General features: G+C 55.2%; 20 protein-coding genes. 14 read left to right on the forward strand and 6 right to left on the reverse strand.

The features are described 5' to 3' along the window. The first annotated feature begins 81 nt into the window (after nt 1-81). A complete protein-coding gene (dtpD, locus tag ACG0Z5_RS07610) occupies nt 82-1,566 on the forward strand; it encodes a dipeptide permease DtpD (RefSeq protein WP_319629112.1) in 1,485 nt (494 codons plus the stop codon). Here the strand turns inward: dtpD and phrB are convergent. Both phrB and ACG0Z5_RS07620 read right to left on the reverse strand, forming a co-directional pair. Then, the gene (gene phrB / locus ACG0Z5_RS07615; RefSeq protein ID WP_394446378.1) at nt 1,563-2,975 is read right to left on the reverse strand and encodes a deoxyribodipyrimidine photo-lyase; all 1,413 of its coding nucleotides are present in this window, start codon (nt 2,973-2,975) and stop codon (nt 1,563-1,565) included. The genes dtpD and phrB overlap by 4 nt on opposite strands. A gap of 277 nt (nt 2,976-3,252) precedes the next feature. Beyond that, on the reverse strand, nt 3,253-3,453 hold the full coding sequence (locus ACG0Z5_RS07620; protein ID WP_319629110.1) for a YbfA family protein: 201 nt from the start codon (nt 3,451-3,453) through the stop codon (nt 3,253-3,255). 299 nt (nt 3,454-3,752) lie between these two features. Between ACG0Z5_RS07620 and kdpF the strand changes: the two genes are divergently transcribed. The 9 genes from kdpF to potE all read left to right on the forward strand — a co-directional run bounded on the left by kdpF (nt 3,753) and on the right by potE (nt 15,609). After that, entirely contained in the window at nt 3,753-3,842 is a 90-nt protein-coding gene (gene kdpF / locus ACG0Z5_RS07625) for a K(+)-transporting ATPase subunit F (RefSeq protein ID WP_394446379.1), read from the forward strand. Further along, nucleotides 3,842-5,521 carry a potassium-transporting ATPase subunit KdpA gene (gene kdpA / locus ACG0Z5_RS07630; RefSeq protein WP_394446380.1) on the forward strand — a complete coding sequence of 560 codons (1,680 nt, stop codon included), beginning with the start codon at nt 3,842-3,844 and terminating at the stop codon, nt 5,519-5,521. The genes kdpF and kdpA overlap by 1 nt, the downstream gene beginning before the upstream one ends. A gap of 20 nt (nt 5,522-5,541) precedes the next feature. Further along, nucleotides 5,542-7,590: a potassium-transporting ATPase subunit KdpB gene (kdpB, locus tag ACG0Z5_RS07635; RefSeq protein ID WP_394446381.1), complete on the forward strand. Its 2,049-nt coding sequence runs from the start codon at nt 5,542-5,544 to the stop codon at nt 7,588-7,590. Nucleotides 7,591-7,602: 12 nt separating this feature from the next. Next, nucleotides 7,603-8,178, forward strand: coding sequence for a potassium-transporting ATPase subunit KdpC (gene kdpC, locus ACG0Z5_RS07640; protein WP_394446382.1), 576 nt, complete (start codon nt 7,603-7,605; stop codon nt 8,176-8,178). A 9-nt stretch (nt 8,179-8,187) separates the two neighbouring features. After that, the gene (kdpD, locus tag ACG0Z5_RS07645) at nt 8,188-10,875 is read left to right on the forward strand and encodes a two-component system sensor histidine kinase KdpD (protein WP_394446383.1); all 2,688 of its coding nucleotides are present in this window, start codon (nt 8,188-8,190) and stop codon (nt 10,873-10,875) included. Further along, entirely contained in the window at nt 10,872-11,549 is a 678-nt protein-coding gene (gene kdpE / locus ACG0Z5_RS07650) for a two-component system response regulator KdpE (protein ID WP_394446384.1), read from the forward strand. Before kdpD ends, kdpE begins: the two co-directional genes overlap by 4 nt. A gap of 230 nt (nt 11,550-11,779) precedes the next feature. Then, nucleotides 11,780-11,884, forward strand: coding sequence for a leader peptide SpeFL (gene speFL / locus ACG0Z5_RS07655; protein ID WP_116480921.1), 105 nt, complete (start codon nt 11,780-11,782; stop codon nt 11,882-11,884). Between the two features lie 216 nt (nt 11,885-12,100). Further along, nucleotides 12,101-14,299, forward strand: coding sequence for an ornithine decarboxylase SpeF (gene speF, locus ACG0Z5_RS07660; protein WP_394446385.1), 2,199 nt, complete (start codon nt 12,101-12,103; stop codon nt 14,297-14,299). Continuing rightward, nucleotides 14,296-15,609, forward strand: a complete 1,314-nt coding sequence (gene potE / locus ACG0Z5_RS07665; protein ID WP_319629103.1) for a putrescine-ornithine antiporter — start codon at nt 14,296-14,298, stop codon at nt 15,607-15,609. Before speF ends, potE begins: the two co-directional genes overlap by 4 nt. A gap of 57 nt (nt 15,610-15,666) precedes the next feature. On the opposite strand, the gene pgm is transcribed toward potE, so the two are convergent. Together pgm and seqA are read right to left on the reverse strand one after the other, a co-directional pair. After that, a complete protein-coding gene (gene pgm / locus ACG0Z5_RS07670; protein WP_394446386.1) occupies nt 15,667-17,307 on the reverse strand; it encodes a phosphoglucomutase (alpha-D-glucose-1,6-bisphosphate-dependent) in 1,641 nt (546 codons plus the stop codon). Nucleotides 17,308-17,326: 19 nt separating this feature from the next. Further along, nucleotides 17,327-17,878: a replication initiation negative regulator SeqA gene (gene seqA / locus ACG0Z5_RS07675; RefSeq protein ID WP_394446387.1), complete on the reverse strand. Its 552-nt coding sequence runs from the start codon at nt 17,876-17,878 to the stop codon at nt 17,327-17,329. Between the two features lie 173 nt (nt 17,879-18,051). Between seqA and ybfF the strand changes: the two genes are divergently transcribed. The 4 genes from ybfF (at nt 18,052) to fur (ending at nt 20,699) form a co-directional block, all read left to right on the forward strand. Continuing rightward, a complete protein-coding gene (gene ybfF / locus ACG0Z5_RS07680; RefSeq protein ID WP_394446388.1) occupies nt 18,052-18,816 on the forward strand; it encodes an esterase in 765 nt (254 codons plus the stop codon). 131 nt (nt 18,817-18,947) lie between these two features. Next, entirely contained in the window at nt 18,948-19,241 is a 294-nt protein-coding gene (gene ybfE, locus ACG0Z5_RS07685; RefSeq protein WP_394446389.1) for a LexA regulated protein, read from the forward strand. Between the two features lie 148 nt (nt 19,242-19,389). Next, nucleotides 19,390-19,920: a flavodoxin FldA gene (gene fldA, locus ACG0Z5_RS07690; RefSeq protein ID WP_319629098.1), complete on the forward strand. Its 531-nt coding sequence runs from the start codon at nt 19,390-19,392 to the stop codon at nt 19,918-19,920. A 326-nt stretch (nt 19,921-20,246) separates the two neighbouring features. Continuing rightward, on the forward strand, nt 20,247-20,699 hold the full coding sequence (gene fur, locus ACG0Z5_RS07695) for a ferric iron uptake transcriptional regulator (protein WP_394446390.1): 453 nt from the start codon (nt 20,247-20,249) through the stop codon (nt 20,697-20,699). A 95-nt stretch (nt 20,700-20,794) separates the two neighbouring features. Here the strand turns inward: fur and chiQ are convergent, their stop codons facing one another. Together chiQ and chiP are read right to left on the reverse strand one after the other, a co-directional pair. Further along, the gene (chiQ, locus tag ACG0Z5_RS07700; protein ID WP_394446391.1) at nt 20,795-21,133 is read right to left on the reverse strand and encodes a ChiQ/YbfN family lipoprotein; all 339 of its coding nucleotides are present in this window, start codon (nt 21,131-21,133) and stop codon (nt 20,795-20,797) included. Between the two features lie 47 nt (nt 21,134-21,180). Then, nucleotides 21,181-22,593: a chitoporin ChiP gene (gene chiP / locus ACG0Z5_RS07705; protein WP_319629095.1), complete on the reverse strand. Its 1,413-nt coding sequence runs from the start codon at nt 22,591-22,593 to the stop codon at nt 21,181-21,183. Nucleotides 22,594-22,807 lie beyond the last annotated feature (214 nt).

Genomic DNA, 22,807 nt, shown 5'->3' on the forward strand with positions numbered 1-22,807 from the left:
TTAACACCCATGGATAGCATATAAGAAACGAATAATGCGGAATGATTATCTTCTGCACTTTTGGCAAGAACTGAGAGCTTCATGAAAACACTGACATCGTCACAACCCCGCGCGATTTATTACGTGGTCGCCCTGCAAATTTGGGAATACTTCAGTTTCTACGGGATGCGCGCCCTGCTGATCCTCTATCTCACCAATCAGCTGAAATACAACGACAATCATGCTTATGCGCTGTTCAGCGCCTACTGCTCTCTGGTCTATGTCACGCCTATTCTTGGCGGCTGGCTGGCGGATAAGGTCCTCGGGAATCGCATGGCGGTGATGATCGGTGCCTTCTTAATGGCCGTCGGCCACCTGGTGCTGGGCGCCAGCGAAATGTCCTCGATGTTCCTTTATCTGTCGCTGGCTATCATTGTTTGCGGCTATGGGTTGTTTAAATCGAACGTGAGTTGCCTGCTCGGCGAACTGTATGAACCGACCGATCCGCGTCGCGATGGCGGTTTTTCCCTGCTGTATGCCGCCGGTAACGTCGGTTCGATTATTGCGCCTATCGCCTGCGGCTATGTGCAGGAAGAGTACAGTTGGGCGATGGGCTTCGCCCTTGCCGCCATCGGTATGCTGGCAGGTCTGGTGATTTTCCTCTGCGGCACTCGCCACTTCAGCCACACGGTGGGCGTCAATAAAGCCGTTCTGCACAGTAAAAAACTGGCGGTACCGGTCTGGGGCTGGCTGCTGGCGCTGATGGTCGTTTCCCCGCTGGTGATTGCCGTTCTGTTCTGGAAAGAGTGGTCACTGTATGCCCTGATCGTTGCCACCGTCATTGGCCTGGCGATGCTCGGCAACATCTATAAAAAGGCCGAGAATCAGAAACAACGTAAAGAGCTGGGGCTTATCGTGGTGCTGACCCTATTCAGCCTGCTGTTCTGGGCCTTCGCCCAGCAGGGCGGTAGCTCGATTAGCCTGTATATCGACCGCTTTGTGAATCGCGATATTCTCGGGTATGAAGTGCCGACCGCAATGTTCCAGTCGGTGAACGGTTTCGCGGTGATGCTGTGCGGAATTTTCCTCGCCTGGGTGGTGAAAGAGTCGGTTACCGGCAACCGCGCAGTGCGTATCTGGGGGAAATACGCCCTGGGTCTTGGCCTGATGAGCGCCGGGTTCTGCATTCTGACCCTGAGCGCTCGCTGGTCTGCAACCTACGGCCATTCATCTATGCCATTGATGATTCTGGGCATGGCAGTAATGGGCTTTGCCGAGCTGTTTATCGATCCGGTGGCGATGGCGCAAATCACCCGAATCGAAATTCCGGGCGTCACCGGCGTGTTGACCGGCATCTACATGCTGCTGTCCGGGGCGATTGCCAACTATGCGGCTGGCGTTATCGCCGACCAGACCTCGCAGAGCGCGTTTGATGCGGCGGGTGCAATCAACTATTCCATCAACGCCTACATCGACGTGTTCAGCCAGATTACCTGGGGTTCACTGGCCTGTGTCGCCGTGGTGCTGGTTATCTGGCTGGGTCACGCGATGAAAGTCAGATCCCGCCGTCTGGCGCTGGAGTCCTAAGCTTTTCTGGCGGCTTCATAGGCCGCCAGCGTTTCCAGCCGCGCCTGTTTGTGGTCAACCACCGGGCGCGGATACGCCAGTTCAACGCCTTCTTTATCCGCCCACTGCCACGGGCTATGAATCGCTTTCCCCGGCACCGTCTTCAACTCCGGCAGCCAGTGGCGAATAAATGCCCCGTCTTTATCGAACTTCTCCCCCTGGGTCGTCGGGTTAAAAATTCGAAAGTAAGGTGCCGCGTCGGTGCCCGTCGAGGCCGCCCACTGCCAGCCGCCATTGTTCGCCGCTAAATCACCGTCGATCAGCTGAGACATGAAATAACGCTCGCCCTCACGCCAGTCGATAAGCAAATCCTTCACTAAAAAACTGGCGACAATCATCCGCAGACGGTTGTGCATCCAGCCAGTTTCATTGAGCTGCCGCATTGCCGCATCCACAATCGGATAGCCCGTTTTGCCCTGCTGCCACGCCGCTAACGCCCCGTTATCGCTGCGCCACGCCACGTTATCCGTCCAGGTAATGAACGGTTTATGGCGGCAAAGCTCCGGGTGGAAGGTCATTAAATGGCGATAAAACTCACGCCAGATAAGCTCGTTGAGCCATACCGAACCCGGGCCACCGTCGAGCGCCTGCGGGCATTCGGTGAGTAAACGGTGCAGACACTGGCGCGGAGAAAGTACGCCCAGCGCCAGGCAGGCGGAAAGGCGACTGGTGCCCTCGATGGCCGGAAAGTCACGGTTCTCTTCGTATTGTGCAGCCTGCTGCTGACAGAAATGGCGTAATCGGGCGATGGCACTTTTTTCATCCGCCGGGAAGAGGTCTTCGTCGAACGAATTCTGCGGATAGTTCAGAGTGATATCAGGCTGTTTACTCAGTTCCCCCTCACGCGCAGCGGGGGCCGACACGCACTCAGGGAGACCCTCTTTCAGACGACGAAGGTATGCATTCTTGAACGGCGTAAACACCTTATACATTTGATGATTACCGGTCATCACGCTGCCGGGCGCCAGCATCACACTGTCGTCAAACCCCTGACAGGTGATGGATTCCAGCGTTTTTTCAACGCGCGCATCGCGCTGACGCTCGTTGATTTCATACTGATAGTTGTAAAAAAGCTGGCTGACCTGATGCGCATCACACACCTTTTTAACTTCATCAACCGACGCATTGAAATCAGCCACCTCCCGATAGAGAAGAGGGATGCCTTTTAACGCCAGTTGACTCTGCAACGCGTTTAACTGCGTCTGTAACAATGCCGCCTGACGCGGGGCCATATAATGCTGCTGCCACTGTTGCGGCGTGGCGATGAACAGGGCAATGACCTTTGCCTGGCGATCGCGGCAGGCAGCGGCCAGCGCCATATTGTCATGCAGGCGTAAATCGGTGCGGAACCAAACCAGATGGGTGGTCATAACTCTCCGGTGAATGTCTGTAACGTAAGGCTCACGGCCAGGGGCCAGATAAGCATCAGGAAGTTTAGCGCTTATAGTGTTTTAACTGAGGGATGGGTGCAAGTGACGGTTGCGTGCCGTCTTGCCGAACCTGCCACAGGGGCAGAAATTCGAGACTCCTGTCAGGAACTGACGTTTCCCAACGCACCGCGAATCCTGAGGGCATAAAAAAACCGCCACGTTTTACGATGGCGGTTTTTTTATATCTGTTTTTTATGCCTGGTGGCGGCGGTCTGGCTTAGTAGAAATCGCAGGTCGCTTTTTCGGCCTGATCCATCCATACCGGTTTTTCGCTGGTTTTAGACCAAACGCGGTGCAGATAGCTGTAAAAACGTCCGCGATCTTTCCAGAACAGCATCACTGGCAGCGCCACAACCCCCGCCACAACGGCGAAAGTACGACGCATAAATACAACATATGCAGGAAACTCTTTATACATGATATCTCTCCCCTTTCATGGCCGGCAAAGCGCGCCGGTAAACGTTATCTGTGCAAAATAGTAACGCTTTGCGTGTAATTTTACTACTCATCCGACCACTTTTTTTGGGTTATTTTGTGCTTTTAACCTCCCTCACCGTAATTAAGTTACACAAAAGTTAAATTAATACTAACCATTAGTTAATTAGTGGCTTTTGCCATTTTTATACTTTTTTTACACCCCGCCCTGCGTTTTTTGCGAAATCTTTGCATCGAAAAACCTACCGTTACTGCAGACAATCAAACACCTGGAGGTGGACTGTGAGTGCAGGCGTGCTAACCGGCATCGTGCTGGTTTTCCTGTTATTGGGCTATCTGGTTTACGCCCTTTTCAATGCGGAGGCCTTCTGATGGCAGCGCAAGGGTTTTTACTGATCGCCAGTTTTTTACTGGTCCTGTTCGTGCTGGCCCGGCCTTTGGGGTCCGTGCTGGCAAGGCTTATTGCCAATACCCCACTTCCGGGAACCGTCCTGCTGGAGAAAGGACTCTGGCGGGTACTGGGTGTTTCCACGCAAGAAATGAACTGGCGGCAGTATCTGCTGGCTATCCTGTCGCTCAATATTTTCGGTGCCGTATTGCTGTTTGCAATGCTGATGCTGCAGGGCTTTCTGCCACTCAACCCGCAGCAGCTTCCAGGGCTGTCCTGGGATCTGGCGATGAACACCGCGGTAAGTTTCGTCACCAACACTAACTGGCAAGCCTACAGCGGTGAAAGCACGCTGAGCTATTTCAACCAAATGGCCGGGCTGGCGGTGCAAAACTTCCTTTCGGCGGCGACCGGTATTGCGGTGGTATTCGCACTGATCCGCGGTTTCTGCCGTCGCAGTTCGGATACTCTGGGCAACGCGTGGATGGATATCGTCCGCGTTACCTTATGGGTTCTGCTGCCGCTGTCACTGCTGATTGCCCTGTTTATTATCCAGCAGGGCACGCTGCAAAACTTTCTGCCTTACCAACACTTCACCTCGCTTGAAGGCGCGAAGGGCCTGCTGCCGATGGGACCGGTGGCATCACAGGAAGCCATCAAAATGCTCGGCACTAATGGCGGCGGCTTCTTTAATGCCAACTCCAGCCATCCGTTTGAAAACCCGACCGCACTGACCAACGCGGTGCAAATGCTGGCGATTTTCCTGATCCCTGCCGCACTGTGCTTTGCCTTCGGTGAGGCGGTCAACGATCGCCGTCAGGGCCGCGCCATTCTGTGGGCGATGTCGGTGATTTTTGTGGTTTGCGTAGCAGTGGTGATGTGGGCCGAACTCAACGGCAATCCGCACTTCCTGAAACTTGGGGCTGACAGCGCCATCAACATGGAAGGTAAAGAGAGCCGCTTCGGCATTCTGCAAAGCAGCCTGTTCGCGGTGATCACCACCGCAGCCTCCTGTGGCGCGGTGAACGCTATGCATGACTCCTTTACCGCACTCGGCGGCATGGTACCCATGTGGCTGATGCAGATTGGCGAAGTGGTGTTCGGCGGCGTGGGTTCCGGTCTGTATGGGATGCTGTTGTTCGTGCTGCTGGCGGTGTTTATCGCCGGGCTGATGATTGGCCGCACCCCGGAATATCTCGGTAAAAAAATCGACGTGCGTGAAATGAAATTGACCGCGCTGGCGATTCTGGTCACTCCGACACTGGTGCTGCTCGGCGCGGCGCTGGCGATGATGACCGAAGCCGGTCGCGCCGGGATGTTTAACCCCGGCATTCACGGTTTCAGCGAAGTGTTGTACGCCGTGTCGTCTGCCGCCAACAACAACGGTAGCGCCTTTGCGGGACTCAGCGCCAATAGTCCGTTCTGGAACTGCCTGCTGGCGTTCTGCATGTTCGTCGGTCGCTTCGGAGTGATTGTTCCGGTGATGGCGATTGCGGGCTCACTGGTCGGCAAAAAAATCCAGCCCGCCAGCCCCGGCACGCTGCCTACCTTCGGCCCGCTGTTTGTTGGCTTGTTGATTGGCACCGTGATTTTAGTTGGCGCACTGACCTTCATCCCCGCCCTGGCGTTAGGCCCGGTGGCTGAACATCTCTCTTCGTTATAAGACCGCTGGAGACACGTTTTATGAGTCGTAAGCAAACGGCAATTTTCGAACCCGCTCTGGTTCGTCAGGCTCTGATCGATGCCGTCAAAAAACTGAGTCCAGCCGTGCAATGGCATAACCCGGTGATGTTTATCGTCTGGTTGGGGAGCGTGCTCACCACCCTGCTCGCCGTGGCGATGGCGACCGGCCATCTGTCGGGCAGTACCGGTTTCACCGCCGCCATCAGCGTATGGCTGTGGTTTACCGTGCTGTTCGCGAACTTCGCCGAAGCACTGGCCGAGGGCCGCAGCAAGGCCCAGGCCAACAGCCTGAAAGGGATCCAGAAAACCTCTTTCGCCCGCAAACTTCGGGCGCCGCAGCACGAGGCACAACTCGATCACGTTCCGGCGGATGATTTACGCAAAGGCGATTTCGTGCTGGTCGAGGCCGGAGACATCATTCCTTGCGACGGCGAGGTTATCGAAGGCGGTGCATCGGTTGATGAAAGCGCTATTACCGGCGAATCCGCCCCGGTCATTCGTGAATCCGGCGGCGATTTCGCCTCGGTCACGGGCGGGACGCGTATTCTCTCTGACTGGCTGGTAATCCGTTGCAGCGTTAACCCTGGGGAAACGTTCCTCGACAGAATGATTGCCATGGTGGAAGGCGCACAGCGTCGTAAAACACCGAACGAAATCGCGCTGACCATTCTGCTGGTCGCGCTGACTATCGTCTTCCTGTTGGCGACGGCTACTCTGTGGCCATTCTCAGTCTATGGCGGCACGGCGGTGAGCGTCACGGTTCTGGTGGCACTGCTGGTGTGTCTGATCCCGACTACCATCGGCGGTCTGCTGTCCGCCATTGGCGTGGCCGGGATGAGCCGGATGTTGGGTGCCAATGTGATTGCCACCAGCGGCCGAGCAGTAGAAGCGGCGGGTGACGTAGACGTGCTGCTGCTGGATAAAACCGGCACTATCACTCTCGGCAACCGTCAGGCCTCTGAGTTCCTGCCCGCGCCGGGTGTTGATGAAAAAACCCTGGCTGATGCAGCGCAACTGGCCTCGCTGGCAGATGAAACACCGGAAGGCCGCAGTATCGTGATACTGGCGAAACAGCGCTTCAACCTGCGGGTGCGCGACGTACAGGAACTGCACGCCACCTTCGTGCCGTTTACCGCCCAGACACGCATGAGTGGGATCAACATTCAGGAGCGATTGATTCGCAAAGGTTCGGTGGATGCAATTCGCCGTCACGTGGAAGCCAACCACGGTCACTTCCCGCCACAGGTTGATACGCTGGTCGAAGGCGTGGCCCGTCAGGGTGGCACCCCGCTGGTGGTAGTCGAAGGTGCAACGGTGCTCGGGGTCATTGCGCTGAAAGATATCGTCAAAGGCGGCATCAAAGAGCGCTTCGCCCAGCTGCGTAAAATGGGGATCAAAACGGTGATGATCACCGGCGATAACCGCCTGACGGCGGCCGCGATTGCCGCCGAAGCGGGCGTCGATGATTTCCTCGCCGAAGCCACACCGGAAGCCAAACTGGCACTGATTCGTCAGTACCAGGCCGAAGGCCGACTGGTGGCGATGACCGGTGACGGCACCAACGATGCGCCCGCACTCGCGCAGGCTGACGTTGCGGTGGCGATGAACTCCGGGACCCAGGCGGCGAAGGAAGCGGGCAACATGGTTGACCTCGATTCCAACCCGACCAAGCTGATTGAAGTGGTCCACATCGGCAAACAAATGCTGATGACCCGCGGTTCGCTGACCACTTTCAGTATCGCCAACGATGTGGCGAAGTACTTCGCCATTATTCCGGCCGCGTTTGCCGCCACTTACCCGCAGCTCAACGCGCTGAACGTGATGCACCTGCACTCCCCCGCCTCCGCCATTTTGAGCGCGGTCATCTTTAACGCGCTGATCATCGTGTTCTTGATCCCGCTGGCGCTGCGCGGCGTGAGCTACAAGCCACTGTCAGCGGCGGCAATGCTGCGCCGTAATCTGTGGGTGTACGGCCTGGGTGGCCTGCTGGTGCCGTTCGTCGGCATTAAAATTATCGACCTGTTGTTGACCCTGTTTGGTCTGGTGTAAGAGGAAATCAAAATGGCGACGTTACGCCCTGCTTTAGTCGTGCTTATTTTTTTGACGCTGGTGACCGGGGGCGCGTATCCGCTGCTGACCACCGCCCTGGGCCAATGGTGGTTTACGGACCAGGCCAACGGCTCGTTGATTACCGTCGATAACCAACTTCGTGGTTCCCACCTGATTGGCCAGCAGTTTTCGACGCCGGGATATTTTCACAGCCGCCCTTCCGCCACCGCCAATAGCCCCTATAATCCAGAGGCATCGGGCGGCAGCAATCTGGCAGGCAGTAATCCTGAGCTGGATAAAGAAGTGGCAGCCCGGGTGGCGCAACTGCGTGCGGAAAATCCGCAGGCTGATGCAAAAGTGCCTGTGGAACTGGTCACCACCTCTGCCAGCGGGCTGGATTACAGCCTGACACCGCCGTCCGTGGCGTGGCAAATTCCCCGGGTGGCGAACGCCCGACAGCTGCCGGTCGAGGCGGTGGCTAAACTGGTCGCCGAGCACACGCAGCTTCCGCTGGTCAGCTTTATCGGCCAGCCAGTGGTCAATATTGTTGAACTGAACATGGCGCTGGATGCCCTGAAAAAACCGTAAGGATTAAGCATGACCGACGAGCCCTTTCGTCCTGACCCCGACCGCCTGCTGGAGCAAACCTCCGGCTGGCATCGCGGTAAACTGAAAGTCTTTTTTGGCGCTTGTGCGGGCGTGGGGAAAACCTACGCCATGCTCAGCGAGGCGCAGCGTTTACGGGCGCAGGGGCTCGATATTCTGGTCGGAGTGGTGGAAACCCACGGTCGCCAGGAAACCGCCGCCCAGCTAAACGGGCTGGCGACCCAACCGCGCAAACGCATGCATTACCGCGGTCGTCAGGTTGAAGAATTTGACCTTGATGCCGCCCTCGCCCGCCGTCCGGCGCTGATCCTGATGGACGAACTGGCGCACACCAATGCCCCAGGCTCACGTCACCCCAAACGCTGGCAGGATGTCGACGAGCTGCTCGAAGCCGGGATCGACGTCTTTACCACCGTCAACGTTCAGCATCTGGAAAGCCTGAACGACGTGGTTAGCGGCGTCACCGGGATCAAAGTGCGTGAAACCGTGCCGGATCCGTTCTTTGATTCCGCGGATGAAGTGGTGCTGGTCGACCTGCCGCCGGACGATCTGCGCCAGCGCTTGCATGAGGGCAAAGTCTACATCGGCGCCCAGGCCGAACGCGCCATCGAGCACTTCTTCCGCAAAGGCAATTTGATCGCCCTACGCGAACTGGCCCTGCGCCGCACCGCCGACAGGGTGGATGACCAGATGCGCGCCTGGCGTGACAGACAGGGCGAAGAGAAGGTCTGGCATACGCGCGATGCCATTTTGCTCTGCGTGGGTCACAGCGGCGGCAACGAAAAAATGGTGCGCGCCGCCGCCCGTCTGGCCGCCAAGTTCGGTACTGCCTGGCATGCGGTCTACGTTGAAACACCCGACCTGCACCGATTACCGGAATCGCAGCGCCGCAACATCCTCAGCGCCCTGCGTCTGGCCCAGGAGCTGGGCGCAGAAACCGCCACGCTGTCCGACCCGGCTGAAGATAAAGCCATTCTGCGCTACGCCCGCGAGCACAACCTCGGCAAAATTATGATCGGTCGTCGTCGCCAGCGCCGCTGGTGGAGCCGCGAATCCTTTGCCGACCGGCTTGCCCGTCGCGCACCCGACCTCGATTTGCTGATCGTCGCCCTGGAAGAGACCCCCGTCAGCAGCACCGTCCGTAATGCCGATGCCCGCCCGTGGTTAGACCGCTGGCGCGTGCAATTGCGCGGCTGCATTGTGGCCGTGGCGCTGTGTGCCTTTATCACGATGTTCGCCAGCCATTTCCTGATGGCCTTTGATGCCGCCAACCTGGTGATGCTCTACCTGCTGGGCGTGGTGATGGTGGCCCTGTTCTACGGGCGATGGCCGTCGGTGCTGGCGACTGTCGCCAACGTCATCAGTTTTGATTTGTTCTTTATTGCTCCGCGCGGCACGCTCGCGGTGTCGGATGTGCAGTACGTGCTGACCTTCGGGGTGATGTTAACCGTCGGGCTGATTATCGGTAATCTCACCGCCGGGGTGCGCTACCAGGCCCGCGTGGCCCGCTACCGGGAACAGCGCACCCGTCATTTGTATGAGATGTCCAAAGCGCTGGCCACCGGCCGGACACAGCAGGAAATCGCCCGCACCAGCGAGCAGTTCATTCATTCCACCTTCCATGCGCGTAGCCAGGTGCTGCTGCCGGATGCCGACGGGCATCTTCACGGCCTGACCGACGGGAATGACATTACCCCGTGGGATGATGCTATTGCCCGCTGGAGCTATGACAAAGGCCAGCCAGCAGGTGCGGGGACAGATACTCTGCCCGGCGTGCCGTATCTGATTTTGCCGCTGAAAACCGCAGAAAAAACCCACGGGGTGGTGGTGGTTGAACCGGGTAATTTGCGCCAGCTGATGATTCCGGAACAGCAGCGGCTGCTGGAAACCTGCACCCTGCTGGTGTCCAGTGCTCTTGAACGTCTGGCCCTGACCACCAGCGAAGAGCTATCAAGGCTGGCAAGCGAGCGGGAAAGTATTCGCAACTCCCTGTTGGCCGCTCTTTCCCACGATTTACGCACCCCGCTGACGGTGCTGTTTGGTCAGGCGGAAATTCTGACGCTCGATCTGGCAAGCGAAGGGTCGAAACACGCCCCGCAGGCCAACGAAATTCGCCAGCACGTGCTGAACACCACCCGGCTGGTGAACAATCTGCTGGATATGGCGCGGATCCAGTCCGGCGGGTTTAACCTGCGCAAAGAGTGGCTGACGCTGGAAGAAGTGGTCGGTAGCGCCATTCGCACGCTGGAAATGGGGCTCGGCGGGCGGCATATTCAGCTGGCGCTGGGGGATCCGCTGACGCTCATCCACGTTGACGGCCCGCTGTTCGAGCGGGTGCTGATCAACCTGCTGGAAAACGCCGTCAAATACGCAGGCTCCAGTGCCACCATCGGTATTTCTGCTGAACACCAGCCGGACCAGCTCCAGCTTGAAGTGTGGGATTCCGGCCCCGGTATCCCTGCTGGTCAGGAGCAGGCAATCTTTGCTAAATTCTCCAGAGGGCATAAAGAGTCGGCCATTCCTGGCGTCGGACTGGGGTTAGCCATTTGCCAGGCGATAGTAGAGGTTCACGGCGGTGAATTGCGGGCGTATAACCGTCCCCAGGGCGGCGCCTGTTTTGTTGTGACTCTGCCGCTGGAAGCGCCCCCGCAACTGGATGAACTTCCTGAGGAACTGTGATTAACGTACTGATCGTTGAAGATGAACAGGCGATACGTCGCTTTCTGCGCAGCGCGCTGGAAGGTGACGGTTTGCGCGTGTATGAAGCCGAAACGCTACAGCGCGGGCTGCTGGAAGCGGCCACCCGCAAACCGGATTTGGTTATTCTCGACCTCGGCCTGCCGGACGGCGATGGCATTGAGTTTATCCGTGACTTCCGTCAGTGGAGCCAGGTCCCGGTGATTGTGCTCTCGGCCCGCGCCGAGGAAACGGACAAAATCACCGCCCTGGATGCAGGTGCCGATGACTATCTCAGCAAGCCGTTTGGCATTGGTGAGCTGCAGGCGCGTTTACGCGTTGCCCTGCGCCGTCACGGTAATGGCGAACAACATCAGCCGGTGTTTACGTTCTCCGATATTCAGGTCGATATTGCCAGCCACCGCGTTCAGCGCGGCAACGAAGTCATTCATCTGACGCCAATTGAATTCCGTCTGCTGGCGGTGCTGCTCAATAACCACGGCAAAGTGTTGACCCAGCGCCAGCTGTTAAGTCAGGTTTGGGGACCGAACGCCGTCGAACACAGCCACTATCTGCGCATTTATATGGGCCACTTACGGCAGAAGCTGGAAACCGATCCGGCCCGTCCGCAGCATCTGTTAACCGAAACCGGGATCGGTTATCGCTTTATGCTGTAAACCTCATGACGGCGTATGCCATAATATTTTGGTATACGCATTCCACTTAAATAATAAAGAAATACAATTCATTCACATTAAAACAACAATTCAGCATTAAATTCCGGGAAATACGCCCGTGCCGATGCGATATTTCTCAATCAATCGTTTATTGTTGATCACCTTCACAGAACAGTTCCTGTTTCCAGATAAAATACCTGCGCTTTCACTCATTCATGAAGGTTTATATTATGGAAAACAATAACCGAATCATGCCCCATATCAGGCGAACAACGCATATTATGATGTTTGCCCACCGCAATAGTTTCGATTTTCACTTCTTTAACGCCCGATAGTCTTCTGACGTCGGGCGCTCAGCATACAGGTCTTTCCTGCTTCTGAACGTACAGGCTACTGCCTGTAGCTTCCTGCGCTCGTCCTGAAAACCCAATGAAAAAAGCAATGTCCTGATTTTATTATCAGCGAATAACTATTGCCTTTTTCCCGGAACGATCAATTTCCCCGATTGGAAATTGAGGACCTGCTATTCCCTGAAATTAAAGAGATGAAAAATGTCAGAATTAAAAATTGCAGTGAGCTCTTCCTGCCCTGATTGTTTTACCAGCGCACGCACTATTATTAATACACAGCACACGCAGTTTATTGATGTCGCCGCCGCCGTATTATCGGTAGCCGATGTTGAGGCCGGAAAGCTCGATGAAATAGATGCTACCGGTTATAACCTGCCGGTGTTTATCGCCATTAATAAAGATGAAATCGTGCCAGCAGACTATCTGTCGCGTATTCACGGCGTGTTTGAACATGACGAAACACGCAACGACTTCTATGGCCGTCAGCTGGAAGCCGCCGCACATAAATACGAAACGCAGCTGCGGCCGCCGTTCTTCCGCGCATTGGTGGATTACGTCCAGCAGGGTAATAGCGCATTCGACTGCCCTGGCCATCAGGGCGGTGAGTTCTTCCGCCGTCATCCGGCCGGTAATCAGTTTGTTGAGTACTTCGGCGAAACGCTGTTCCGCTCAGATTTGTGCAACGCCGATGTGGCGATGGGCGACCTGCTGATCCACGAAGGTGCGCCCTGCATCGCCCAGCAACACGCGGCCAAAGTGTTTAATGCCGATAAAACGTATTTCGTGCTCAACGGTACCTCGTCATCGAATAAAGTGGTGCTGAATGCCCTGCTGACCCCGGGTGACCTGGTGTTGTTTGACCGTAACAATCACAAATCTAACCACCACGGCGCGCTGCTTCAGGCCGGGGCCACCCCGGTGTATCTGGAAACGGCACGCAACCCGTACGGCTTTATCGGCGGGATTGATGCACACTGCTTTGAAGAGCGTTATCTGCGGGAGTTGATTAGCGAAGTGGCACCGCAGCGTGCCCGCGATGCCCGCCCGTTCCGTCTGGCGGTGATTCAGTTAGGCACCTACGACGGCACCATTTATAACGCCCGCCAGGTGGTGGATAAGATTGGTCATCTTTGCGATTACATTCTGTTTGATTCCGCGTGGGTCGGCTACGAGCAGTTCATTCCGATGATGGCCGATTGCTCGCCGTTGCTGCTGGAACTGAATGAAAATGACCCCGGTATTTTGGTTACCCAGTCGGTGCATAAACAGCAGGCAGGCTTCTCACAAACCTCACAAATCCACAAGAAAGACAGCCACATCAAGGGTCAGTCGCGCTATGTGCCTCATAAACGGCTGAACAATGCGTTTATGATGCACGCCTCCACCAGCCCGTTTTATCCGCTGTTTGCCGCCCTGGATGTGAACGCCAAAATGCATGAAGGCGTGAGTGGGCGCAACATGTGGATGGACTGCGTGGCGAACGGTATCGACGCGCGCAAGCTTATCCTCGAGAACTGTCAGCACATCCGCCCGTTTGTGCCGCCGGTTATCAACGGCAAGCCGTGGCATTCATGGCCTACCGAGCAAATTGCCCGTGATTTGAGCTTCTTCCATTTCGTGCCAGGCGAGCGCTGGCATGCGTTTGAAGGCTATGCCGAGCATCAGTATTTCGTCGATCCGTGCAAACTGCTGCTGACCACGCCGGGGATCAACGCCGCCAACGGTGAGTACGACGATTTTGGTGTACCGGCGACCATTCTCGCCAACTTCCTGCGTGAAAATGGCGTCATTCCTGAGAAGTGCGATCTCAACTCAATTCTGTTCCTGCTGACCCCGGCAGAAGACATGGCGAAGCTGCAACAGCTGGTCGCCCTGCTGGTGCGTTTCGAAAAACTGCTGGAGGATGATGCCCCATTGCAGGAGGTTTTACCGGCGCTGTATCGCCAGTATGAGCATCGCTATGCCGGGTATACCCTGCGCCAACTGTGCCTTGAAATGCATCAGCTTTATGCCCGCCATGATGTGAAGCAGCTGCAAAAAGAGATGTTCCGTAAGGCGCATTTCCCGCAGGTCAGCCTGAATCCGCAGGAGGCTAACTACGCCTATCTGCGCGGTGAGGTCGAACTGGTGGCGCTCCCGCAAGCTGAAGGTCGGATTGCCGCGGAAGGTGCCCTGCCATATCCACCGGGGGTATTGTGCGTGGTGCCGGGGGAAATCTGGAGTGGTGCCGTGCTGCGCTATTTCACCGCCCTCGAAGAAGGCATCAATCTGCTGCCTGGTTTTGCGCCGGAGCTGCAGGGCGTATACATCCAGGAAGTCGATGGTCGCAAGCAGGTGTGGTGTTACGTGATAGCCTCCCGTGACGCCCAGCAGCCACAGCTGAAAGGGAGTGCATTATGAGTAAATCGAACAAGATGGGCGTGGTCCAGCTCACCATTCTGACGATGGTGAATATGATGGGCTCAGGGATAATCATGCTGCCGACCAAGCTCGCGGAAGTGGGCACCATTTCGATTATCTCGTGGCTGGTGACCGCTGTCGGATCCACCGCCCTGGCATGGGCCTTCGCCAAATGCGGGATGTTCAGCCGTAAATCTGGCGGTATGGGCGGTTACGCCGAGTATGCCTTTGGGAAGTCGGGCAACTTTATGGCCAACTATACCTACGGCGTGTCGCTGCTGATTGCCAACGTGGCGATCGCCATTTCGGCGGTGGGCTATGGCACCGAGCTGTTCGGCGTCACCCTTAGCCCGATAGAAATTGGGCTGGCGACCATCGGCGTGCTGTGGCTGTGTACCATCGCCAACTTTGGCGGGGCGCGTATTACCGGACAGATCAGCAGCGTCACCGTCTGGGGGGTGATCATCCCGGTCGTCGGCTTGTGCATCATCGGCTGGTTCTGGTTCAGCCCGACGATGTACGTTGAATCCTGGAACCCGCACCACGTGCCGTTCTTTAGCGCGGTGGGGTCGTCTATCGCTATGACGCTGTGGGCATTCCTCGGTCTGGAATCCGCCTGCGCCAATACCGACGTGGTAGAAAATCCGGAACGCAACGTGCCGATTGCGGTACTCGGTGGCACCTTAGGCGCGGCGGTGATTTACATCGTCTCGACCAACGTTATTGCCGGGATTGTGCCGAACATCGACCTGGCCAGCTCCACCGCACCGTTTGGTCTGGCCTTTGCGCAGATGTTCACGCCGGAAGTTGGGAAAGTGATCATGGGCCTGATGGTGATGTCGTGCTGCGGATCGCTGCTGGGTTGGCAGTTCACCATCGCTCAGGTGTTTAAATCTTCGGCGGACGAAGGGTACTTCCCGAAAGTGTTTTCCCGTTTGTCCCGGGCAGATGCGCCGGTTCAGGGCATGTTGACGATTGTCGTCATCCAGTCCGGGCTGTCGCTGATGACCATTAGCCCCTCGCTGAATAATCAGTTTAACGTGCTGGTCAATTTGGCGGTGGTGACCAACATCATTCCGTATATTCTGTCGATGGCGGCGCTGGTTATCATTCAGAAAGTGGCGAACGTGGCACCGGGTAAAGCTAAGGCCGCCAACGTGGTGGCATTTATCGGGGCAATGTACAGCTTCTATGCGCTGTATTCGTCCGGTGAAGAAGCGATGCTCTGGGGTGCGATTGTCACCTTTATGGGCTGGACGCTGTACGGTCTGGTCTCTCCCCGCTTTGAATTGAAGAATAAACACAGCTAACAAAAAAGGGAGCCTTTCGGCTCCCTTTCTCACTGTTCACGTAATCTGTTCACGCGATCAGGCGTTTTTCAGCACTTCACTCACAATCTCTACCGCTTCTTTCTCAATCAGCTGACGGTGTTCGGCACCGAGGAAGCTTTCACAGTAGATTTTGTACGCATCTTCCGTACCGGATGGACGCGCGGCAAACCAGCCATTTTGGGTCATCACTTTCAGACCGCCAATGGAGGCGCCGTTGCCCGGCGCGGCAGTCAGACGCGCGGTGATCGGGTCCCCCGCCAGGGTATCTGCACTAACCATCTCTGGAGAGAGTTTGGACAGCGCTGCTTTCTGCGCCGAGGTGGCCGGAGCCTGCAGACGGTTGTAGCTCGGGGCGCCAAAACGCTCGGCCAGTTCGTCATAGTGTTGCTGCGGATTTTTTCCGGTGACGGCAGTAATTTCTGCCGCCAGCAGACACATGATGATCCCGTCTTTGTCGGTAGACCACGGCGTGCCGTCAAAACGCAGGAACGATGCCCCGGCGCTCTCTTCACCGCCAAAGCCGAAGCTGCCGTCGAACAGACCATCAACGAACCATTTGAAGCCGACCGGCACTTCAACCAGTTTGCGGCCCAGGGCCTCAACCACACGGTCAATCATCGCCGAAGAGACCAGGGTTTTACCCACGGCCACGTCTTTGCCCCACTGCGGACGATGCTGGAACAGGTAATTGATGGCAACCGCCAGGTAGTGGTTTGGATTCATCAGACCAGCCGGAGTGACGATCCCGTGACGGTCGTAATCCGGGTCATTGGCAAACGCCAGGTCGAACTTATCACGCAGTGCCAGCAGGCCCGCCATCGCACATTCGGAGGAGCAATCCATGCGGATCGCACCGTCTTTATCGAGGTGCATAAAGCGGAAGGTCTGATCGACGTGATCGTTGACGATGGTCAGGTCAAGCTTGTAGAACTCGGCAATGCGTTTCCAGTATTCAATCCCGGAGCCGCCTAACGGATCGACGCCCAGCTTCAGGCCTGCTTTCTGGATGGCTTTGATATCGACGATTTCCGCCAGGCCTTCGATGAATGGCTGCACCAGATCCTGTTCTTTAATATGACCCGACGCCCAGGCCTCATCCAGAGACAGACGCTTGACGCCTTTCAGGCCATCGGCCAGCAGCGCGTTAGCACGGTCTTCGACCACTTTGGTAACGTTGGTATCAGCCGGGCCACCGTTTGGCGGGTTGTACTTGATACCGCCATCATCCGGCGGGTTGTGCGAAGGGGTGATGACGATACCGTCAGCCTGCGCCCCCCCTTTTTTGTTGTGAACCAGGATAGCGTTGGAAATGGCAGGCGTTGGCGTATAGCCGTTATCTTCCTGAACAATGACATCTACACCATTGGCGGCCAGCACTTCCAGTACCGAGATGATCGCCGGTTCTGACAGCGCGTGGGTATCCTTCCCGACGTAGCACGGCCCGGTGATGCCATTTTTGGCACGATTTTCCGCAATAGCCTGAGCGATAGCCAGGATATGCGGTTCGTTAAAGCTATGACGGGCGGCGCTTCCACGGTGACCGGAAGTGCCGAATTTCACCGCGTGTTCTGCGTTACCCACTTCAGGTTTCAGCACGTAGTACTGAGACGTCAGCTGGGCGACGTTGATCAAATCACTCTGTTGTGCAGGCTGACCCGCACGGTTATGAGTTGCCATTGCCTGGTCCTTCTTATGCTTAGATAGTGCCGCAAACCTTTTCAATTAATTCCGCGGGGAACTGCATTGACTGCATGATGTGTTCGACCATGCTGCATTTACGACCGGTATTGGTATTCGTTATCACCCAGTACGGGGTCTCAGGCACTTGCTTAGGCTTGGTCTGATTGCCGTTTTTCAGCAACGTCGCTTCATCAACCGCGAAGTAGACGCGCGTGCGGCCATGCAGGGACTCAGTCGCCTCAGCAAATGCTTTGTTGTTTAAGGAGTAAAGTGTAGTCAGCACCAGCAGGAAACGGTTGACCGCTTTCTTCTGCTCAGCGTATTCGTCAGAAAGCAGCAGCTCACGCACCGCGCGAACGTTATCTTTCGGCGAAGCGACTTTTTTGACCGCAGCGACGACCGGTGCAGAAGCAGGTGCCGGGGTCTCTTTGGCTACGGTTGCTGCAGCTTGTGGTACGGCAGAAATTTTCAGCATACGCCGTAAAATGTCGGATGCGCTCTCGCCAATGTGCTTAGTGTGGCTGGCAATAAAGCCGTAGAGTTCGTCATCAACTTCGATCGTTTTCATCTTAATCCAGTGAGATATCTTTTCTGAATACAAGTCGTTGGGATTATAAGGACAAAACCCAACAGCGGATAGCGTGTCGGCAAAAACTCAGACGACTACTGAGTGTTGCAGCCGGGCGGCAGAATGCTCAACATGATACCCTAACCCGACGTAGCGAAAAAAAGAACTTTGCCATGAAATTAAACAGCCGAGCGCAAACTGCACAAAACCTGCACACTAATTCTCCCATCGTCCTGGTTCACGGCCTTTTCGGTAGCCTGGATAACCTCGGGATCCTCGCGAGGGATCTGGTTGTCGACCACGATATTCTGCAAGTCGACATGCGTAACCACGGCCTTTCCCCGCGATCCGCGGAAATGACCTATCCGGCGATGGCGCAGGATCTTCTCGACACGCTCGATGCCAACGGCATTGAAAAAGCCACGTTGATCGGCCATTCCATGGGCGGGAAAGCGGTGATGGCGTTTACTGCCCTGGCGCCAGAACGCGTCGGAAAATGGGTGGCGATAGATATTGCTCCGGTGAATTATCAGGTGCGTCGTCACGATGAAATCTTTGCGGCCATCAACGCGGTGACCGAAGCCGCTGTCTCAAACCGTCAGCAGGCGGCAGAGGTTATGCGCAAGCATATTAATGAAGAAGGCGTGATTCAGTTCCTGTTGAAATCTTTTGTCGACGGCGAATGGCGCTTCAACGTGCCCGCATTGTGGGATCAGTATGAGCACATCGTCGGTTGGGAACCGATTCCCGCATGGGACCACCCTGCCCTGTTTATTGCTGGCGGCAATTCGCCTTATGTCACCAACGCGTACCGCGACGCCCTGTTAGCGCAGTTCCCACAGGCGCGAGCGCACGTGATTGCCGGGGCTGGACACTGGGTTCATGCTGAAAAACCGGATGCGGTACTCCGCGCTATCCGTCGCTACCTGGCGGAATGATTAAAATCCGAGCAAGCAAGCGCCATTGTGGCTCCCGGCGTTGGCGTGTGGGTTTCGCTCATGTATGATTGCGCGCTATCTGCGCCGGGCCTGTCGTCTGGCGGCTTGTTTCCCCGAAGTCACTCTGAATCATGGCAAAAGAACAAACGGACCGAACGACATTAGATTTGTTCGCAAACGAGCGTCGCCCGGGAAGGCCGAAAACCAATCCGCTCTCACGCGACGAACAGTTACGCATTAATAAGCGTAATCAGCTGAAACGCGACAAAAGCAACGGTCTCAAACGCGTTGAGCTTAAGCTCAATAACGATGCCGTTGACGCACTCAATGAGCTGGCGGATGCCAGAAACATGAGCCGCAGCGAGCTTATCGAAGAGATACTGATGCAACAACTGGCTGCGTTACACGGCCAGGAACGTGACTGAAAACACGAAATCTTTCACTTTCATTTAGCAGTGAGTGCAGTACGGCGCAATTGCAGTTCCCGCGCACTTCTCCTCCTGCTATCATTGCCTTTATCTGTGGGCAACATTCCACCATCATTTCATTACGTTTCAAGAGGTTATTTTACTCATGGCAATCACAGGTATTTTTTTCGGCAGCGACACCGGTAACACCGAAAATATTGCGAAGATGATCCAGAAGCAGCTGGGCAAAGACGTTGCCGAGGTGCATGACATTGCCAAGAGCAGTAAAGAAGACCTCGAAGGTTTCGACATTCTGCTGCTGGGTATCCCAACCTGGTACTACGGTGAAGCACAGTGTGACTGGGACGACTTCTTCCCGACGCTGGAAGAGGTAGACTTCAACGGCAAACTGGTGGCCCTGTTTGGCTGTGGCGATCAGGAAGACTACGCAGAATATTTCTGTGATGCGCTGGGCACCATCCGCGACATCATCGAACCGCGCGGCGCGACCATTGTCGGTCACTGGCCAACCGAAGGCTACCATTTCGAAGCCTCTAAAGGTCTGGCCGATGACAACCATTTTGTTGGTCTGGCCATTGATGAAGATCGCCAGCCTGAACTGACCGCTGAACGCGTTCAGAAGTGGGTAAAACAAATCTCTGAAGAGCTGCACCTGGAAGAGATCAAGAACGCCTGATGATGTCACGGCGCAGCGCCTGCGTTGCGCCGTATGATTGATGAACAAATCGATAGATTGCGTAAAATTAATAGTTATAAGCAATCAAATTAATCGCTACAAATTTTTAACTTTTGAGCACATATCTGTACAATGTCTTCTGTTTTGACGAGGTCGGATGTTTCGCTTTGCAGATGATGCCTCGTTTCTGAAAAGCATACTTTGCTCAGGGTTTGCAGTTTTCATTTAGGCACCGCAGTCCTATAATGAGACGCATTATCCTGAATTCATTCTTAGTAATACTTCCTATAAGGAAGTGTATCGCCTAGCAACAGGACTGATTCCGCATGACTGACAACAATACCGCATTAAAGAAAGCAGGCCTGAAAGTCACGCTTCCTCGATTGAAAATTCTGGAAGTGCTTCAGGAGCCTGACAATCACCATGTCAGTGCGGAAGACCTTTATAAACGCCTCATCGACATGGGCGAAGAAATTGGTCTGGCAACGGTGTATCGCGTTCTGAACCAGTTCGACGATGCCGGGATTGTCACCCGCCACAATTTCGAAGGCGGTAAATCTGTTTTCGAATTGACCCAACAGCATCACCACGATCACCTGATCTGCCTCGACTGTGGCAAGGTTATCGAATTCAGTGATGACTCTATCGAAGCGCGTCAGCGCGAAATTGCCACCAAACACGGCATTCGTCTGACCAACCACAGTCTTTATCTTTATGGCCATTGCGCAGAAGGCGACTGCCGTGAAGATGAGCACGCACATGACGGTGCCGAGAAATAATCGGCCCCCCAGAAAAGTAAAAGCCAACCTGACGGTTGGCTTTTTTATTGGCATTTTTGGCATAACATTGGGGCAATAGCGCCAACCGTCGAGGGTTACGGCTTAGGCGTATTGTTACTGCGAATCTCTTTCCACACCTGATCACAACGGGCTTTGACTGCCTGATCGTTGCCGGTCCGCGTCGCCAGAATACAATTCTGGTAATCCAGTACGCGTACACTTTCCTGATTCGCAAACTGCTGATGGGTCTTGTCAGTTTTCAGCACGTTAAGCACGCTCTGGCAGGCGTCAATTTTATCCGGATTTCCTTCAGCGGTATTGATACAGGCGCTGTAGGCATCTTTCAGCTTGCTGTCTTCTTGTGGTGCGGGAGATGGCTGTGCGCAGGCCACCAGCCCGGAAGCCATAACGGCGATAAGAATCAATTTTTTCATGATACGGCCTTATCAATGCGCGGCAGGTTTACCCTGCCGCACGCGTGTCAGAAGATAGTGAACGGGGCGATAACGATGAACTTCACGTCACGCTCATCCTGGAAGATGTTGCCGTAACCACCGCCCCAGCTTGGGATGTCGGAGTGGTTGTCGTATTGAGTGAAGTGCAGTTTGAACAGCGTGCCTTTCGCACGGCCTTCCTGCACGGTGTACATCGCATCAAAGCTGTAAGAAGACTCTTTGATTTTGTTCGAGGCGTTGTCTTCACGCTGACCCGCGCTGTTGATATACCAGTCTGCCGGTTTGGCATCCCAGGCATACACGTAAGATGCACCGACGGCCCAGCCCGGCATATCCCAATTTTTCAGGTCATACATCGCACCGAAGAACACCGCTTTTTCGCCGTTGGCGTTGAAGTCTGAGCGGTTATCCCACCAGATATCGAGACGACCGTTGGAGGAGGCATAGGTCGGGGTCATACGCTGGAGGAAGTAACCCTGCTGGCCTTCTGCTTTTACCCACGTCCCTTCAAGGCGCAGGTCAACCACGTCAGCCACTTTATAGCCGAAGGTCAGTGCCTGTAACCACGCGGTGCCGTCGTAGATATCGTTAATGGTGTTGCTCTCAACGGTGTCACGCGCCCCATAGAATTGGTAGCTGGTCGAGAGTGGTGCACCGGCGACATCAAATTTGTAGCTGGCTTTGGCGAAGTACTGATCCATAAAGCCTTCTGCCTGACCAAATGCCGCTTCCAGCACCAAGTCATTTTTGAAATCATACTTAGCACCAATGGAGTGCAGATACTCAACTTTGGTCTTCTTATCGTTCTGATAAAAATGATCTGTTTCGAGGTGCCATGGAGCCTTGTATTCGTTGGTCCACATATAGGAGAAACTCAACGCGCCTGCATCACCGTAATCAAAGTTAGCCCCGGCTTCTGCCCCTTGATACGTACCTGGCATAAAGCTCCAGTGCGGCGCTAAAAGCGTTTGCCCGGTTGGCTGAATATAACCTGCTCGCGCCCAGGTTGGGCCCAGTTTGAATTTCGCGGCAGCTTTATAAAGGCTGATTCCACTCTTATCGCCAGAGTAATCTTCGTCGTAACCTTTATTAATGGATGAGAATGCAATTTCGTTTGGGTGTCCGCTTTCTGATGACTCCGCCATTTCAATAGCGGTGAAAGCAGCAATATCAAGGCCGATAAAATCGGCGGCATAGCCAGACTGGAAGTCGAGGTTAGCGTTCCAGGTGGAATGGGAAAGGTTGGTTTTGTACTTGTCGCCGTCGGTGACGTCTTTACGGTCACGTTCACGTTGCCAGTAATAGACACCGCCGGTTAAGGTTGAATCGTCTACGAATCCTGCTGCACTGGCTTGCGGAACTGCAATCCAGCCCGACATTGCGGTGACCCCGGCAATAGCCAGCGCCAGCGTACTACGTTTGCCACTGAACGTACGCATGTGTATATCCTCTTTGACTTTTAAAAACGCGCTCACAAAGGTGAACAGCGATAAAAATAAGTACTGCAAAAAAGTAGCGAGGCAGAAATGTCCTAACGCTATGTCGGTAGACTATTTTTCGCGACGCGAATTATCAATCCTTTTTCCGCACGAAAGCACAAGATTATGACAGGGCGCACATATTTGATTGCGTTTTGTTACAAAGTTGCGTTTT

Source organism: Scandinavium sp. M-37 (assembly GCF_043558715.1).
Classification (GTDB): Bacteria; Pseudomonadota; Gammaproteobacteria; order Enterobacterales; family Enterobacteriaceae; genus Scandinavium; species Scandinavium vulneris_A.

Bases quoted from the DNA above. Each gene is read 5' to 3' on its own strand.
- dtpD (WP_319629112.1), top strand. From the start codon at position 82: ATGAAAACACTGACATCGTCACAACCCCGCGCGATTTATTACGTGGTC.
- phrB (WP_394446378.1), bottom strand. From the start codon at position 2,975: ATGACCACCCATCTGGTTTGGTTCCGCACCGATTTACGCCTGCATGAC.
- ACG0Z5_RS07620 (WP_319629110.1), bottom strand. From the start codon at position 3,453: ATGTATAAAGAGTTTCCTGCATATGTTGTATTTATGCGTCGTACTTTC.
- kdpA (WP_394446380.1), top strand. From the start codon at position 3,842: ATGGCAGCGCAAGGGTTTTTACTGATCGCCAGTTTTTTACTGGTCCTG.
- kdpB (WP_394446381.1), top strand. From the start codon at position 5,542: ATGAGTCGTAAGCAAACGGCAATTTTCGAACCCGCTCTGGTTCGTCAG.
- kdpC (WP_394446382.1), top strand. From the start codon at position 7,603: ATGGCGACGTTACGCCCTGCTTTAGTCGTGCTTATTTTTTTGACGCTG.
- kdpD (WP_394446383.1), top strand. From the start codon at position 8,188: ATGACCGACGAGCCCTTTCGTCCTGACCCCGACCGCCTGCTGGAGCAA.
- speFL (WP_116480921.1), top strand. From the start codon at position 11,780: ATGGAAAACAATAACCGAATCATGCCCCATATCAGGCGAACAACGCAT.
- speF (WP_394446385.1), top strand. From the start codon at position 12,101: ATGTCAGAATTAAAAATTGCAGTGAGCTCTTCCTGCCCTGATTGTTTT.
- potE (WP_319629103.1), top strand. From the start codon at position 14,296: ATGAGTAAATCGAACAAGATGGGCGTGGTCCAGCTCACCATTCTGACG.
- pgm (WP_394446386.1), bottom strand. From the start codon at position 17,307: ATGGCAACTCATAACCGTGCGGGTCAGCCTGCACAACAGAGTGATTTG.
- seqA (WP_394446387.1), bottom strand. From the start codon at position 17,878: ATGAAAACGATCGAAGTTGATGACGAACTCTACGGCTTTATTGCCAGC.
- ybfF (WP_394446388.1), top strand. From the start codon at position 18,052: ATGAAATTAAACAGCCGAGCGCAAACTGCACAAAACCTGCACACTAAT.
- ybfE (WP_394446389.1), top strand. From the start codon at position 18,948: ATGGCAAAAGAACAAACGGACCGAACGACATTAGATTTGTTCGCAAAC.
- fldA (WP_319629098.1), top strand. From the start codon at position 19,390: ATGGCAATCACAGGTATTTTTTTCGGCAGCGACACCGGTAACACCGAA.
- fur (WP_394446390.1), top strand. From the start codon at position 20,247: ATGACTGACAACAATACCGCATTAAAGAAAGCAGGCCTGAAAGTCACG.
- chiQ (WP_394446391.1), bottom strand. From the start codon at position 21,133: ATGAAAAAATTGATTCTTATCGCCGTTATGGCTTCCGGGCTGGTGGCC.
- chiP (WP_319629095.1), bottom strand. From the start codon at position 22,593: ATGCGTACGTTCAGTGGCAAACGTAGTACGCTGGCGCTGGCTATTGCC.